The following is a 12,126-nucleotide window of genomic DNA, read 5'->3' on the forward strand; positions in this document are numbered from 1 at the left end:
AATGCCTGGCGATAACGTGAACATGGTTGTTACCCTGATTCACCCAATCGCTATGGACGACGGTCTGCGTTTCGCAATCCGTGAAGGCGGCCGTACTGTAGGCGCTGGTGTTGTTGCTAAAGTTATCGCTTAATCGCGAATAATTTTTCGACACAAAAAGAGGGCACTTCGGTGCCCTTTTTTTATGCAATTTGACCAAATCTTAATTGAAATAAAAAGCATTCCTATTTAGACTTACAGCATTGGTTAAGAAGTGAGTCTCTCTATGTATGTATGTCTGTGTAATGCCGTGACTGACAAAGCGATCCGCAAGGCCGTGCGTCAGCACAATCCGCATACCATGAAACAACTGCGTGAACTTGTCCCTATTGGTACCGATTGTGGAAAGTGCATTCGCCAGGCGAGACAGATTATGGTGGAGGAAAGCGGAACCATTATCCATATGCACGAAGTTGCCTAACTAAAGGTAAGGTTATTTTTTGACTCTTGGCTTTCAGCTTCTACACTTTTAGAACTGGCCAGGAGGAGTTACCTATGAAAGGCGATAAAAAGATCATTGCTCACCTCAACAAACTGCTCGGCAACGAGCTGGTTGCCATCAATCAATATTTCCTGCACGCCCGAATGTTCAAGAACTGGGGTTTAACTCGCCTCAATGATAAGGAATACCACGAGTCGATCGACGAGATGAAGCACGCCGACCGTTACATCGAGCGTATTTTGTTTTTGGAAGGTATCCCGAATTTGCAGGATCTCGGCAAGTTGAATATTGGCGAAGATATTGAAGAAATGCTGCGTTCCGATTTGGCCCTGGAGTTGGACGGCGCCAAAAGTCTTCGTGAAGGCATTGCTTACGCCGATTCCATCCATGACTATGTCAGCCGTGATTTGATGATAGAGATCCTGGCAGATGAAGAAGAGCATATCGACTGGCTGGAAACCGAACTGGATTTGATCGACCGCCTGGGGATTCAGAACTACGCCCAAGCCCAACTTTAACATTGTAAAAACGGTATTTCCCCACTTAACAACAATGCTGCCCTGCCGGCATGTATTATCTCCGGCAGGGCAGGGGAATAGCCTCAACGTCTTATCTGATTTCCTCGCATTCCACAGCTCCTGGCTTACCGAACCGCCATCTAAGACCTAAAACTGCAATAAATGTCGATATCCTGAGCATATTTCCATCTGCGCCTTGCTTCTCGCTCTGTTTTGCGTATAATGCGCGGGCTTACCTAATCTTGGTAAGCCTGATTTTAGCGAATCAGTCGATAGGCAAGTTCGTTTTGCCCTTCGAACAATACTCCCGATATGGGGGTTATATGTTGACGATTACACTCCCCCATCAATCGAAATGGGTGTGAGGAGTAATTATTTACGTTTATAAATAATTGGAGCTCTGGTCTCATGCAGAACCAAAGAATCCGTATCCGCCTGAAAGCGTTTGATCATCGTCTTATCGATCAATCAACCGCGGAAATCGTCGAGACTGCTAAGCGCACTGGTGCGCAAGTCCGTGGTCCGATCCCGCTGCCAACTCGCAAAGAGCGCTTTACCGTTCTGATCTCTCCGCACGTTAACAAAGACGCGCGTGATCAGTACGAGATTCGCACTCACAAGCGTCTGGTTGACATCGTTGAGCCAACCGAGAAAACCGTTGATGCTCTGATGCGTCTGGATCTGGCTGCTGGTGTAGACGTGCAGATCAGCCTGGGTTAATCAGGTCATTGAGCGATTGAGAGGTTGAAACAATGATTGGTTTAGTCGGTAAGAAATTGGGTATGACTCGTATCTTCACTGAAGATGGCGTTTCTATCCCAGTAACCGTGATTGAAATTGAAGCGAACCGCGTGACTCAGGTTAAAGACCTGGCTAACGACGGGTACCGTGCTGTGCAGGTTACTACCGGTAGCAAAAAAGCTAACCGCGTAACCAAGCCGGAAGCGGGCCATTTCGCTAAAGCTGGCGTTGAAGCTGGCCGTGGTCTGTGGGAATTCCGCACTGCTGAAGGTGAAGAATTTACTGCAGGTCAAAACATCAGCGTTGAAATCTTCGCTGAAGTTAAAAAAGTCGATGTTACCGGTACTTCTAAAGGTAAAGGTTTTGCTGGCACTGTAAAGCGCTGGAACTTCCGTACCCAAGACGCTACCCACGGTAACTCCTTGTCTCACCGCGTTCCGGGTTCTATCGGTCAGAACCAGACTCCGGGCAAAGTGTTCAAAGGCAAGAAAATGGCTGGCCACCTGGGTGACGAGCGTGTAACCGTTCAAAGCCTGGACGTAGTACGTGTTGACGCTGAGCGCAACCTGCTGCTGGTTAAGGGTGCTGTACCGGGCGCAACCGGTGGCAACCTGATCGTTAAACCAGCTGTGAAGGCGTAAGGGGATAGCAATGGAATTAGTATTGAAAGACGCGCAAAGCGCGCTGACTGTTTCCGAAACTACCTTCGGTCGTGACTTTAACGAAGCGCTGGTACACCAGGTTGTTGTTGCTTATGCAGCAGGTGCCCGTCAAGGTACTCGTGCTCAGAAGACCCGTGCTGAAGTAACTGGTTCCGGTAAAAAACCGTGGCGCCAGAAAGGTACCGGCCGTGCGCGTTCAGGTTCTGTAAAGAGCCCGATCTGGCGTTCAGGTGGTGTGACCTTTGCTGCGAAGCCTCAGGACCACAGTCAGAAAGTAAACAAAAAGATGTACCGCGGCGCGCTGAAAAGCATTCTGTCCGAACTGGTACGTCAAGATCGTCTGATCATTGTCGAGAAGTTCTCTGTAGAAGCGCCTAAAACTAAGCTGCTGGCACAGAAACTGAAAGATATGGCTCTGGAAGATGTGCTGATCGTAACCGGCGAACTGGATGAGAATCTGTTCCTGGCTGCTCGCAACCTGTACAAGGTTGACGTGCGCGATGTAGCAGGTATCGACCCGGTTAGCCTGATCGCCTTCGACAAAGTGGTTATGACTGCTGATGCTGTGAAGCAAGTTGAGGAGATGCTGGCATGATCCGTGAAGAACGTCTGCTGAAAGTGCTGCGTGCACCGCACGTATCTGAAAAAGCATCCGCTGCGATGGAAAAAACTAACACCATCGTTCTCAAAGTTGCCAAAGACGCGACCAAAGCAGAAATTAAAGCTGCAGTGCAGAAACTGTTTGAAGTCGAAGTCGAAGACGTTAACACCCTGGTAGTTAAAGGGAAAGTGAAGCGTCACGGTCAGCGTGTTGGTCGTCGTAGCGACTGGAAAAAAGCTTACGTCACCCTGAAAGAAGGCCAGAATCTGGACTTCATCGGCGGCGCAGAGTAAGTCGGAGGAGTAAGAACAATGGCAATTGTTAAATGTAAACCTACATCTCCGGGTCGTCGCCACGTTGTTAAAGTGGTTAACCCTGAGCTGCACAAGGGTAAACCTCATGCCCCGTTGCTTGAGAAACTGAGCAAAAGCGGTGGCCGTAACAACAATGGCCGTATCACCACCCGTCATATCGGTGGTGGCCACAAGCAACATTATCGTCTGGTTGACTTCAAACGCAACAAAGACGGTGTGGCTGCAGTGGTTGAGCGTCTGGAGTACGATCCGAACCGTTCCGCGAACATCGCGCTGGTTCTGTACAAAGACGGCGAACGCCGTTATATCCTGGCGCCGAAAGGTCTGAAAGCTGGTGACCAGATCCAATCTGGCGTTGATGCTGCAATCAAGGTAGGTAACGCCCTGCCAATGCGCAACATCCCAGTGGGTTCAACGGTTCATAACGTAGAAATGAAACCAGGTAAAGGCGGTCAAATCGCTCGCTCTGCTGGTGCCTACGTTCAGATCGTTGCACGTGATGGTTCCTACGTAACTCTGCGTCTGCGCTCAGGCGAAATGCGTAAAGTTCCAGTTGATTGCCGCGCCACCTTGGGTGAAGTCGGTAACGCTGAACATATGCTTCGCGTTCTGGGTAAAGCAGGTGCTGCACGTTGGCGTGGTATTCGTCCTACCGTTCGCGGTACGGCGATGAACCCGGTAGATCACCCGCACGGTGGTGGTGAGGGTAAAAACTTTGGTAAACACCCAGTAACACCATGGGGCGTTCAGACCAAAGGTAAGAAAACCCGCAGCAACAAGCGTACTGATAAGTTCATCGTACGTCGCCGTAGCAAAAAATAATTAGAGGATAAGCCATGCCACGTTCTCTCAAGAAAGGTCCTTTTATTGACCTGCACTTGCTGAAGAAGGTAGAGAAAGCGGTGGAAAGCGGTGACAAGAAGCCTTTGCGCACTTGGTCCCGTCGTTCAACGATCTTTCCTAACATGATCGGTTTGACCATCGCTGTCCATAATGGTCGTCAGCACGTACCAGTGTTCGTTTCCGATGAAATGGTCGGTCACAAACTGGGTGAATTCGCGCCGACTCGCACTTATCGCGGCCATGCGGCTGATAAAAAAGCTAAAAAGCGCTAAGGTAGGAGGAAGAGATGGAAACTATCGCTAAACATCGCCACGCTCGTTCTTCTGCACAGAAGGTCCGCCTTGTTGCAGACCTGATCCGCGGTAAGAAAGTGTCGCAAGCTCTGGAAACTCTGGCCTACACCAACAAGAAAGCTGCTGGTCTGGTTAAGAAAGTGCTGGAGTCTGCCATTGCTAACGCAGAACACAACGATGGCGCTGACATCGATGATCTGAAAGTCACGAAAATCTTCGTAGACGAAGGCCCAAGCATGAAGCGCATTATGCCTCGTGCAAAAGGTCGTGCAGATCGCATCCTGAAGCGCACCAGCCACATTACTGTGGTTGTGTCCGATCGCTGAGACTCTGGAGACTAGCAATGGGTCAGAAAGTACATCCTAATGGTATTCGCCTGGGTATTGTCAAACCTTGGAACTCTACTTGGTATGCGAATACCAAAGAATTCGCTGACAACCTGGACAGCGACTTTAAAGTTCGTCAATTCCTGATTAAGGAACTGGCGAAAGCTTCCGTTTCTCGCATCGTTATCGAGCGTCCTGCGAAGAGCATCCGTGTGACTATTCACACTGCTCGTCCAGGCATCGTTATCGGCAAGAAAGGTGAAGATGTCGAAAAACTGCGTAAGGTCGTAGCGAACATCGCTGGCGTTCCTGCGCAAATTAACATCGCCGAAGTCCGTAAACCGGAACTTGACGCTAAATTGGTTGCTGACAGCATCACTTCACAGTTGGAACGTCGCGTTATGTTCCGTCGTGCTATGAAGCGTGCTGTACAGAACGCAATGCGTCTTGGCGCTAAAGGTATCAAAGTTGAAGTAAGCGGCCGCCTTGGCGGTGCTGAAATCGCGCGTACCGAATGGTACCGTGAAGGTCGTGTTCCGTTGCATACACTGCGTGCGGATATCGATTACAACACATCTGAAGCGCACACCACTTATGGTGTAATCGGCGTTAAGGTATGGATCTTCAAAGGTGAGATCCTGGGTGGTATGGCTGCAGTTGAACAACCGGAACCGGCTGCTCAACCTAAAAAGCAGCAGCGTAAAGGCCGCAAGTAAGGAGAGTCGCTGATGTTACAACCAAAGCGTACAAAATTCCGTAAGATGCACAAAGGCCGCAACCGTGGTCTGGCGCAGGGTACGGATGTTAGCTTCGGCACTTTCGGTCTGAAAGCTGTTGGCCGTGGCCGTCTGACTGCTCGTCAAATCGAAGCAGCTCGTCGTGCAATGACTCGTGCAGTTAAGCGTCAAGGTAAAATTTGGATCCGTGTATTCCCGGACAAACCAATTACCGAGAAGCCGCTCGAAGTGCGTATGGGTAAAGGTAAGGGTAACGTGGAATATTGGGTTGCCCTGATCCAACCTGGGAAAGTCCTGTACGAAATGGACGGTGTACCAGAAGAGGTCGCCCGTGAGGCATTCAAGCTGGCTGCAGCTAAATTGCCGATCAAAACCACCTTTGTAACTAAGACGGTGATGTAATGAAAGCACAAGAGCTGCGTGAAAAAAGCGTTGAAGAGCTGAACACTGAGCTGCTCAACCTGCTGCGTGAGCAATTTAACTTGCGCATGCAGGCGGCAAGTGGCCAGCTGCAACAAACTCACCTGTTGAAACAAGTGCGTCGTAATGTCGCACGCGTTAAGACTTTACTGACTGAAAAGGCGGGTGTGTAAATGACTGATATTAACCGTACTCTGCAGGGTCGTGTTATTAGTGACAAAATGGAGAAATCCATGGTTGTTGCTATCGAGCGCACGGTGAAGCACCCGATCTACGGGAAATTCATCAAGCGTACGACCAAGCTGCACGTACATGACGAGAACAACGAATGTGGTATCGGTGACGTGGTAGAAATCCGCGAATGCCGTCCACTGTCCAAGACTAAGTCCTGGACGTTGGTTCGCGTTGTAGAGAAAGCGATTCTGTAATAGAGTAGCTGACTCTAACTTATAAACGGCTCAGAAAATGAGCCGTTTATTTTTTCTACCCATACTCTGGAAGCGGTGTTATAATGCTGCGCCCTTGGTTATGGGGCTTTTCAACGATCTAGTAATAGGTCCTAAAGTTGTAGTTGACATTAGCGGAGCACTAACATGATCCAAGAACAGACTATGCTGACCGTGGCCGACAACTCCGGTGCACGTCGCGTAATGTGTATCAAGGTTCTAGGTGGCTCGCACCGTCGCTACGCAGGCATTGGCGATGTCATCAAAATTACCATCAAGGAAGCAATTCCTCGCGGTAAGGTGAAGAAAGGCGATGTGCTGAAGGCGGTAGTGGTGCGCACCAAGAAGGGTGTACGTCGCCCGGACGGTTCTGTCATTCGCTTCGATGGTAATGCATGCGTTATTTTAAACAATAACAGCGAGCAACCTATCGGTACGCGTATTTTTGGGCCGGTAACTCGTGAACTGCGTAATGAGAAGTTCATGAAAATTATCTCTCTGGCACCAGAAGTACTCTAAGGAGCGAAACATGGCAGCGAAAATCCGTCGTGATGACGAAATTATCGTGCTTACCGGGAAAGACAAAGGTAAACGCGGTAAAGTAAAAAATGTCCTGTCTGCTGGTAAGGTCATTGTTGAAGGTATCAACCTGGTTAAGAAACATCAGAAGCCGGTCCCGGCCCTGAACCAACCAGGTGGCATTGTTGAAAAAGAAGCTGCAATTCAGGTTTCTAACATTGCTCTCTTCAACGCGGCTACCGGTAAGGCTGACCGTGTAGGCTTTAGATTCGAAGACGGGAAAAAAGTCCGTTTCTTCAAATCTAACAGCGAAACTATCAAGTAATTTGGAGTAATACGATGGCGAAACTGCATGATTACTACAAAGACGAGGTAGTCAAACAACTGATGTCTCAGTTTGATTACAACTCTGTCATGCAAGTCCCTCGGGTCGAGAAGATCACCCTGAATATGGGTGTTGGTGAAGCGATCGCTGACAAGAAACTGCTGGATAATGCAGCAGCGGATCTGGCAGCAATCTCCGGTCAAAAGCCGTTCATCACCAAAGCACGCAAATCTGTTGCAGGCTTCAAAATCCGCCAGGGCTATCCGATCGGCTGTAAAGTAACTCTGCGTGGCGAACGCATGTGGGAGTTCTTTGAGCGACTGATTTCCATTGCTGTTCCACGTATCCGTGACTTCCGTGGCTTGTCCGCTAAGTCATTCGATGGCCGTGGTAACTACAGCATGGGTGTGCGTGAGCAAATCATCTTCCCAGAAATCGACTACGACAAAGTCGATCGCGTTCGTGGTTTGGATATTACCATTACCACTACTGCGAAATCTGATGATGAAGGCCGCGCGCTGTTGGCTGCTTTTAACTTCCCGTTCCGTAAGTAAGGCAGGGTTACTGATGGCTAAGCAATCAATGAAAGCACGCGAAGTCGTTCGCGTGAAACTGGCTGAAAAGTACCGCGCTAAACGCGAGGAACTGAAGGCTATCATTTCTGGTGTGAACTCTTCCGACGAAGATCGTTGGGATGCTGTTCTCAAGCTGCAAACTCTGCCGCGTGATTCCAGCCCGTCTCGTCAGCGTAAACGCTGCCGCCAAACTGGCCGTCCACATGGTTATGTGGGCAAATTCGGGTTGAGCCGTATCAAGTTACGTGAAGCCGCTATGCGCGGTGAAGTACCAGGCTTGAAAAAGGCTAGCTGGTAATTACCAATTGAATCACGGGAGTAAAGACAGATGAGCATGCAAGATCCGATCGCGGATATGCTGACCCGTATCCGTAACGGTCAAGCCGCGAACAAAGTTGCGGTCACCATGCCTTCCTCCAAGCTGAAAGTGGCAATTGCCAACCTGCTGAAGGAAGAAGGTTTTATTGAAGATTTCAAAATCGAAGGCGACACCAAGCCTGTTCTGGAACTGGTACTGAAGTACTTCCAGGGCAAGGCAGTGGTAGAAAGCATTCAAAGAATCAGCCGTCCTGGTCTGCGCATCTACAAGAAAAAAGATGCACTGCCAAAAGTTATGGCTGGTTTGGGTATTGCTGTTATTTCTACCTCTAAAGGTGTTATGACCGATCGTGCAGCTCGCCAAGCAGGTCTTGGTGGCGAGATTATCTGCTACGTAGCTTAATTCGGGAGGAAAGAATGTCTCGTGTTGCAAAAGCACCCGTCGTCATTCCTGCCGGCGTAGAGGTAAAACTCAACGGTCAGGTTATTTCGATTAAGGGTAAGAACGGCGAGCTGACTCGTACTGTCCACAACGCCGTTGAAGTGAAGCAAGAAGCTAACGCACTGACTTTCGCCCCGCGCGAAGGTTTTGCTAACGCATGGGCCCAAGCGGGTACTACGCGCGCTCTGCTGAACGCAATGGTTGTTGGTGTTACCGAAGGCTTCACCAAGAAGCTTCAATTGGTAGGTGTTGGTTATCGTGCTGCTGTTAAAGGCAACGTGGTGAATTTAGCCTTAGGCTTCTCTCACCCGGTCGATCACCAGCTGCCAGCAGGTATTACTGCTGAATGCCCAAGCCAAACTGAAATCGTGCTGAAAGGCGCTGATAAACAAGTTATTGGCCAGGTTGCTGCAGATCTGCGTGCCTACCGCCGTCCTGAGCCTTACAAAGGCAAGGGTGTCCGTTACGCCGACGAAGTCGTGCGTACCAAAGAGGCTAAGAAGAAGTAAGGTAACACTATGGATAAGAAATCTGCTCGTATCCGTCGTGCGACCCGCGCACGCCGTAAGATCAAAGAACTGGGTGCAACCCGCCTGGTGGTACATCGTACCCCGCGTCACATTTACGCACAGGTAATTGCTCCAAATGGTTCTGAAGTACTGGTAGCCGCTTCTACTGTAGAAAAAGCTATCACAGAGCAATTGAAGTATTCCGGTAACAAAGACGCAGCAGCAGCCGTAGGTAAAGCTCTGGCTGAGCGCGCGTTGGAAAAAGGGATCTCTAAAGTATCCTTTGACCGTTCCGGTTTCCAATATCATGGTCGAGTCCAGGCACTGGCAGATGCTGCCCGTGAAGCTGGCCTTCAGTTCTAAGGAAGAGGTTTAAGATGGCTCACATCGAAAAACAAGCTGGCGAACTGCAGGAAAAGCTGATCGCGGTAAACCGCGTATCTAAAACCGTAAAAGGTGGCCGTATTTTCAGCTTTACCGCACTGACAGTAGTTGGTGATGGTAACGGTCGCGTTGGTTTTGGCTACGGCAAAGCACGCGAAGTTCCGGCAGCGATCCAGAAAGCGATGGAAAAAGCCCGTCGCGCTATGATTAATGTTGCTTTGAATAGCGGTACTCTGCAGCACCCTGTTAAAGGTGCTCACACGGGTTCTCGCGTGTTCATGCAACCAGCTTCCGAAGGTACCGGTATCATCGCCGGTGGTGCAATGCGCGCCGTCCTGGAAGTTGCAGGGGTTCATAACGTATTAGCTAAAGCATATGGTTCTACTAACCCGATCAACGTGGTTCGTGCAACTATTGCTGCTTTGGAAGATATGAAATCCCCAGAAATGGTCGCTGCTAAGCGTGGTAAGTCCGTCGAAGAAATTCTAGGGAAATAACCATGGCAAAGACTATTAAAGTAACTCAAACAAAAAGCAGCATCGGCCGTTTGCCAAAGCACAAGGCAACCTTGCTCGGTTTAGGTCTGCGTCGTATTGGTCATACTGTAGAGCGTGAGGATACTCCTGCTGTACGTGGTATGGTCAACTTGGTTTCCTACATGGTTAAGGTTGAGGAGTAAGAGATGCGTTTAAATACTCTGTCTCCGGCTGAAGGTGCCAAGCATGCGCCTAAGCGTGTAGGTCGTGGTATTGGTTCTGGCCTGGGTAAAACCGCTGGTCGTGGTCACAAAGGTCAGAACTCACGTTCTGGCGGTGGCGTACGTCGTGGTTTTGAAGGTGGTCAGATGCCTTTATATCGTCGTTTGCCGAAATTCGGCTTCACCTCTCGCAAAGCTATGATCACGGCAGAAGTTCGTCTGTCTGAACTGGCTCTTGTTGAAGGCGACGTAATCGACCTGAACACGCTGAAAGCCGCTAACGTTGTTGGTGTCCAGATCGAATTCGCGAAAGTTATGCTTTCTGGCGAAATCGCTCGTCCGGTTACCCTGCGTGGTCTGCGTGTCACCAAAGGCGCTCGTGCTGCTATCGAAGCTGCTGGCGGTAAAATTGAGGAATAAGTAGCAGATGGCTAAGCAACCAGGATTAGATTTTCAAAGTGCTAAAGGCGGACTCGGCGAGCTGAAGCGCAGACTTTTGTTTGTAATCGGCGCGCTGATTGTCTTCCGTATCGGCTCTTTTATTCCGATTCCTGGTATCGATGCCACTGTGCTTGCCAAATTGCTCGAGCAGCAGAGAGGCACTATCATTGAAATGTTTAACATGTTCTCTGGTGGTGCCCTCAGCCGTGCTTCTATCTTTGCTCTGGGGATCATGCCGTATATTTCGGCGTCGATCATTATCCAGCTGTTAACGGTGGTTCATCCAGCGTTGGCAGAAATCAAGAAAGAAGGGGAGGCTGGCCGTCGCAAGATTAGTCAGTACACCCGTTACGGTACGCTGGTGTTGGCCATATTCCAGTCGATCGGTATTGCTACCGGTTTGCCGAATATGCCTGGTATGCAAGGTCTGGTGTTAAACCCAGGCTTTGCGTTCTACTTTACTGCAGTAGTGAGCTTGGTGACCGGGACAATGTTCCTGATGTGGCTGGGTGAACAGATTACTGAACGTGGTATCGGTAACGGTATCTCGATCATTATCTTCGCAGGTATTGTAGCGGGACTCCCGCCGGCTGTGGCCCATACTATCGAACAAGCCCGGCAAGGCGACCTGCACTTCCTCCTGTTGCTGTTGGTTGCAGTATTGGTGTTTGCAGTAACCTTCTTCGTTGTTTTCATCGAACGTGGTCAACGTCGTATCGTCGTTAACTATGCGAAGCGTCAACAAGGTCGTCGTGTTTATGCAGCACAGAGCACACACTTACCGTTGAAAGTGAACATGGCAGGGGTTATCCCGGCAATCTTCGCTTCCAGCATTATTCTGTTCCCGGCCACGATTGCATCATGGTTTGGGGGCGGTACCGGTTGGAACTGGCTGACAACGATTTCGCTGTATTTGCAGCCAGGGCAACCGCTTTATGTGTTACTCTATGCGTCTGCAATCATCTTCTTCTGTTTCTTTTACACGGCGTTGGTTTTCAACCCGCGTGAGACAGCAGATAACCTGAAGAAGTCCGGTGCCTTCGTACCAGGAATTCGTCCGGGAGAGCAAACGGCGAAGTATATCGATAAAGTAATGACGCGTTTAACCCTGGTGGGCGCGATGTACATTACTTTCATCTGCCTGATCCCGGAGTTCATGCGTGATGCAATGAAAGTACCATTCTACTTTGGTGGTACCTCGCTACTGATCGTGGTTGTCGTCATCATGGACTTTATGGCTCAAGTGCAAACTCTGATGATGTCAAGTCAGTACGAGTCTGCATTGAAGAAAGCAAACCTGAAAGGCTATAACCGCTAACAGGTTCGTTTGAGAAGTTACGGAGAGTAAAAATGAAAGTTCGTGCTTCCGTCAAGAAATTATGTCGTAACTGCAAAATCGTTAAGCGTAACGGTGTCGTTCGTGTGATTTGCAGCGCCGAGCCGAAGCATAAACAGCGTCAAGGCTGATTATCTCGCATATTTTTCTTGCAAAGTTGGGTTGAGCTGGCTAGATTAGCCAGCCAATCTTTTGTAT

The 12,126-nt window shown here is 49.5% G+C and carries 25 protein-coding genes and 1 pseudogene; all 26 read left to right on the forward strand.

Annotated features, from left to right (window positions below):
* Positions 1 to 133, forward strand: a pseudogene (gene tuf / locus FCL49_RS24220) (elongation factor Tu); the annotation flags it as partial.
* 132 nt (positions 134 to 265) lie between these two features.
* Entirely contained in the window at positions 266 to 460 is a 195-nt protein-coding gene (gene bfd / locus FCL49_RS24225; RefSeq protein WP_017894251.1) for a bacterioferritin-associated ferredoxin, read from the forward strand.
* 74 nt (positions 461 to 534) lie between these two features.
* Positions 535 to 999, forward strand: a complete 465-nt coding sequence (gene bfr, locus FCL49_RS24230) for a bacterioferritin (RefSeq protein ID WP_099065725.1) — start codon at positions 535 to 537, stop codon at positions 997 to 999.
* 408 nt (positions 1,000 to 1,407) lie between these two features.
* Complete coding sequence (gene rpsJ / locus FCL49_RS24235; protein ID WP_001181005.1) at positions 1,408 to 1,719, forward strand: 30S ribosomal protein S10; 312 nt, start codon at positions 1,408 to 1,410, stop codon at positions 1,717 to 1,719.
* Between the two features lie 32 nt (positions 1,720 to 1,751).
* A complete protein-coding gene (rplC, locus tag FCL49_RS24240) occupies positions 1,752 to 2,381 on the forward strand; it encodes a 50S ribosomal protein L3 (protein WP_012147224.1) in 630 nt (209 codons plus the stop codon).
* Positions 2,382 to 2,391: 10 nt separating this feature from the next.
* Complete coding sequence (rplD, locus tag FCL49_RS24245; protein ID WP_012147223.1) at positions 2,392 to 2,997, forward strand: 50S ribosomal protein L4; 606 nt, start codon at positions 2,392 to 2,394, stop codon at positions 2,995 to 2,997.
* Positions 2,994 to 3,296: a 50S ribosomal protein L23 gene (gene rplW, locus FCL49_RS24250; protein ID WP_012147222.1), complete on the forward strand. Its 303-nt coding sequence runs from the start codon at positions 2,994 to 2,996 to the stop codon at positions 3,294 to 3,296. Before rplD ends, rplW begins: the two co-directional genes overlap by 4 nt.
* Positions 3,297 to 3,314: 18 nt before the next feature.
* Positions 3,315 to 4,139, forward strand: a complete 825-nt coding sequence (gene rplB / locus FCL49_RS24255; RefSeq protein WP_012147221.1) for a 50S ribosomal protein L2 — start codon at positions 3,315 to 3,317, stop codon at positions 4,137 to 4,139.
* A gap of 14 nt (positions 4,140 to 4,153) precedes the next feature.
* A complete protein-coding gene (gene rpsS / locus FCL49_RS24260) occupies positions 4,154 to 4,432 on the forward strand; it encodes a 30S ribosomal protein S19 (RefSeq protein ID WP_004929772.1) in 279 nt (92 codons plus the stop codon).
* 14 nt (positions 4,433 to 4,446) lie between these two features.
* Positions 4,447 to 4,779 (forward strand): 50S ribosomal protein L22, encoded by a 333-nt coding sequence (gene rplV, locus FCL49_RS24265; RefSeq protein ID WP_004391423.1) that lies wholly within the window; start codon positions 4,447 to 4,449, stop codon positions 4,777 to 4,779.
* Between the two features lie 17 nt (positions 4,780 to 4,796).
* Positions 4,797 to 5,495 (forward strand): 30S ribosomal protein S3, encoded by a 699-nt coding sequence (rpsC, locus tag FCL49_RS24270; protein WP_012147220.1) that lies wholly within the window; start codon positions 4,797 to 4,799, stop codon positions 5,493 to 5,495.
* Between the two features lie 12 nt (positions 5,496 to 5,507).
* Entirely contained in the window at positions 5,508 to 5,918 is a 411-nt protein-coding gene (gene rplP, locus FCL49_RS24275) for a 50S ribosomal protein L16 (protein WP_004951171.1), read from the forward strand.
* Complete coding sequence (rpmC, locus tag FCL49_RS24280) at positions 5,918 to 6,109, forward strand: 50S ribosomal protein L29 (protein WP_004951169.1); 192 nt, start codon at positions 5,918 to 5,920, stop codon at positions 6,107 to 6,109. Before rplP ends, rpmC begins: the two co-directional genes overlap by 1 nt.
* A complete protein-coding gene (rpsQ, locus tag FCL49_RS24285; RefSeq protein WP_012147219.1) occupies positions 6,110 to 6,364 on the forward strand; it encodes a 30S ribosomal protein S17 in 255 nt (84 codons plus the stop codon).
* A gap of 165 nt (positions 6,365 to 6,529) precedes the next feature.
* Complete coding sequence (gene rplN / locus FCL49_RS24290) at positions 6,530 to 6,901, forward strand: 50S ribosomal protein L14 (protein ID WP_004951161.1); 372 nt, start codon at positions 6,530 to 6,532, stop codon at positions 6,899 to 6,901.
* A gap of 10 nt (positions 6,902 to 6,911) precedes the next feature.
* A complete protein-coding gene (rplX, locus tag FCL49_RS24295; RefSeq protein ID WP_004951158.1) occupies positions 6,912 to 7,226 on the forward strand; it encodes a 50S ribosomal protein L24 in 315 nt (104 codons plus the stop codon).
* A 14-nt stretch (positions 7,227 to 7,240) separates the two neighbouring features.
* Positions 7,241 to 7,780: a 50S ribosomal protein L5 gene (gene rplE, locus FCL49_RS24300; protein WP_004951155.1), complete on the forward strand. Its 540-nt coding sequence runs from the start codon at positions 7,241 to 7,243 to the stop codon at positions 7,778 to 7,780.
* Between the two features lie 13 nt (positions 7,781 to 7,793).
* A complete protein-coding gene (gene rpsN / locus FCL49_RS24305; RefSeq protein WP_012147218.1) occupies positions 7,794 to 8,099 on the forward strand; it encodes a 30S ribosomal protein S14 in 306 nt (101 codons plus the stop codon).
* 30 nt (positions 8,100 to 8,129) lie between these two features.
* Positions 8,130 to 8,522: a 30S ribosomal protein S8 gene (gene rpsH / locus FCL49_RS24310; RefSeq protein ID WP_004951149.1), complete on the forward strand. Its 393-nt coding sequence runs from the start codon at positions 8,130 to 8,132 to the stop codon at positions 8,520 to 8,522.
* A gap of 14 nt (positions 8,523 to 8,536) precedes the next feature.
* Complete coding sequence (rplF, locus tag FCL49_RS24315) at positions 8,537 to 9,070, forward strand: 50S ribosomal protein L6 (protein ID WP_012147217.1); 534 nt, start codon at positions 8,537 to 8,539, stop codon at positions 9,068 to 9,070.
* Between the two features lie 9 nt (positions 9,071 to 9,079).
* A complete protein-coding gene (gene rplR / locus FCL49_RS24320) occupies positions 9,080 to 9,433 on the forward strand; it encodes a 50S ribosomal protein L18 (RefSeq protein WP_037425856.1) in 354 nt (117 codons plus the stop codon).
* Between the two features lie 14 nt (positions 9,434 to 9,447).
* A complete protein-coding gene (rpsE, locus tag FCL49_RS24325) occupies positions 9,448 to 9,951 on the forward strand; it encodes a 30S ribosomal protein S5 (RefSeq protein WP_004951140.1) in 504 nt (167 codons plus the stop codon).
* Between the two features lie 2 nt (positions 9,952 to 9,953).
* The gene (rpmD, locus tag FCL49_RS24330) at positions 9,954 to 10,133 is read left to right on the forward strand and encodes a 50S ribosomal protein L30 (RefSeq protein ID WP_012147215.1); all 180 of its coding nucleotides are present in this window, start codon (positions 9,954 to 9,956) and stop codon (positions 10,131 to 10,133) included.
* Positions 10,134 to 10,136: 3 nt separating this feature from the next.
* Positions 10,137 to 10,571 carry a 50S ribosomal protein L15 gene (gene rplO / locus FCL49_RS24335; protein ID WP_012147214.1) on the forward strand — a complete coding sequence of 145 codons (435 nt, stop codon included), beginning with the start codon at positions 10,137 to 10,139 and terminating at the stop codon, positions 10,569 to 10,571.
* Positions 10,572 to 10,578: 7 nt separating this feature from the next.
* Positions 10,579 to 11,910, forward strand: a complete 1,332-nt coding sequence (gene secY / locus FCL49_RS24340) for a preprotein translocase subunit SecY (protein ID WP_004929740.1) — start codon at positions 10,579 to 10,581, stop codon at positions 11,908 to 11,910.
* A gap of 32 nt (positions 11,911 to 11,942) precedes the next feature.
* Positions 11,943 to 12,059, forward strand: coding sequence for a 50S ribosomal protein L36 (rpmJ, locus tag FCL49_RS24345; protein WP_002227352.1), 117 nt, complete (start codon positions 11,943 to 11,945; stop codon positions 12,057 to 12,059).
* The last annotated feature ends 67 nt before the right edge of the window (positions 12,060 to 12,126 follow it).

It is taken from the genome of Serratia proteamaculans, assembly GCF_013337185.1.
In the GTDB taxonomy this organism is placed as follows: domain Bacteria; phylum Pseudomonadota; class Gammaproteobacteria; order Enterobacterales; family Enterobacteriaceae; genus Serratia; species Serratia proteamaculans_D.

What these genes read in the sequence shown, in the direction of transcription:
- rpsS (WP_004929772.1), top strand. Translation starts at nt 4,154, where the DNA reads ATGCCACGTTCTCTCAAGAAAGGTCCTTTTATTGACCTGCACTTGCTG.
- rpmJ (WP_002227352.1), top strand. Translation starts at nt 11,943, where the DNA reads ATGAAAGTTCGTGCTTCCGTCAAGAAATTATGTCGTAACTGCAAAATC.
- rplO (WP_012147214.1), top strand. Translation starts at nt 10,137, where the DNA reads ATGCGTTTAAATACTCTGTCTCCGGCTGAAGGTGCCAAGCATGCGCCT.
- rpsQ (WP_012147219.1), top strand. Translation starts at nt 6,110, where the DNA reads ATGACTGATATTAACCGTACTCTGCAGGGTCGTGTTATTAGTGACAAA.
- rplX (WP_004951158.1), top strand. Translation starts at nt 6,912, where the DNA reads ATGGCAGCGAAAATCCGTCGTGATGACGAAATTATCGTGCTTACCGGG.
- rplN (WP_004951161.1), top strand. Translation starts at nt 6,530, where the DNA reads ATGATCCAAGAACAGACTATGCTGACCGTGGCCGACAACTCCGGTGCA.
- rpsE (WP_004951140.1), top strand. Translation starts at nt 9,448, where the DNA reads ATGGCTCACATCGAAAAACAAGCTGGCGAACTGCAGGAAAAGCTGATC.
- bfd (WP_017894251.1), top strand. Translation starts at nt 266, where the DNA reads ATGTATGTATGTCTGTGTAATGCCGTGACTGACAAAGCGATCCGCAAG.
- rpsJ (WP_001181005.1), top strand. Translation starts at nt 1,408, where the DNA reads ATGCAGAACCAAAGAATCCGTATCCGCCTGAAAGCGTTTGATCATCGT.
- rplW (WP_012147222.1), top strand. Translation starts at nt 2,994, where the DNA reads ATGATCCGTGAAGAACGTCTGCTGAAAGTGCTGCGTGCACCGCACGTA.
- rplF (WP_012147217.1), top strand. Translation starts at nt 8,537, where the DNA reads ATGTCTCGTGTTGCAAAAGCACCCGTCGTCATTCCTGCCGGCGTAGAG.
- rplC (WP_012147224.1), top strand. Translation starts at nt 1,752, where the DNA reads ATGATTGGTTTAGTCGGTAAGAAATTGGGTATGACTCGTATCTTCACT.
- rplE (WP_004951155.1), top strand. Translation starts at nt 7,241, where the DNA reads ATGGCGAAACTGCATGATTACTACAAAGACGAGGTAGTCAAACAACTG.
- secY (WP_004929740.1), top strand. Translation starts at nt 10,579, where the DNA reads ATGGCTAAGCAACCAGGATTAGATTTTCAAAGTGCTAAAGGCGGACTC.
- rplP (WP_004951171.1), top strand. Translation starts at nt 5,508, where the DNA reads ATGTTACAACCAAAGCGTACAAAATTCCGTAAGATGCACAAAGGCCGC.
- rpsN (WP_012147218.1), top strand. Translation starts at nt 7,794, where the DNA reads ATGGCTAAGCAATCAATGAAAGCACGCGAAGTCGTTCGCGTGAAACTG.
- rplD (WP_012147223.1), top strand. Translation starts at nt 2,392, where the DNA reads ATGGAATTAGTATTGAAAGACGCGCAAAGCGCGCTGACTGTTTCCGAA.
- rpsC (WP_012147220.1), top strand. Translation starts at nt 4,797, where the DNA reads ATGGGTCAGAAAGTACATCCTAATGGTATTCGCCTGGGTATTGTCAAA.
- rpsH (WP_004951149.1), top strand. Translation starts at nt 8,130, where the DNA reads ATGAGCATGCAAGATCCGATCGCGGATATGCTGACCCGTATCCGTAAC.
- rpmC (WP_004951169.1), top strand. Translation starts at nt 5,918, where the DNA reads ATGAAAGCACAAGAGCTGCGTGAAAAAAGCGTTGAAGAGCTGAACACT.
- rpmD (WP_012147215.1), top strand. Translation starts at nt 9,954, where the DNA reads ATGGCAAAGACTATTAAAGTAACTCAAACAAAAAGCAGCATCGGCCGT.
- bfr (WP_099065725.1), top strand. Translation starts at nt 535, where the DNA reads ATGAAAGGCGATAAAAAGATCATTGCTCACCTCAACAAACTGCTCGGC.
- rplV (WP_004391423.1), top strand. Translation starts at nt 4,447, where the DNA reads ATGGAAACTATCGCTAAACATCGCCACGCTCGTTCTTCTGCACAGAAG.
- rplR (WP_037425856.1), top strand. Translation starts at nt 9,080, where the DNA reads ATGGATAAGAAATCTGCTCGTATCCGTCGTGCGACCCGCGCACGCCGT.
- rplB (WP_012147221.1), top strand. Translation starts at nt 3,315, where the DNA reads ATGGCAATTGTTAAATGTAAACCTACATCTCCGGGTCGTCGCCACGTT.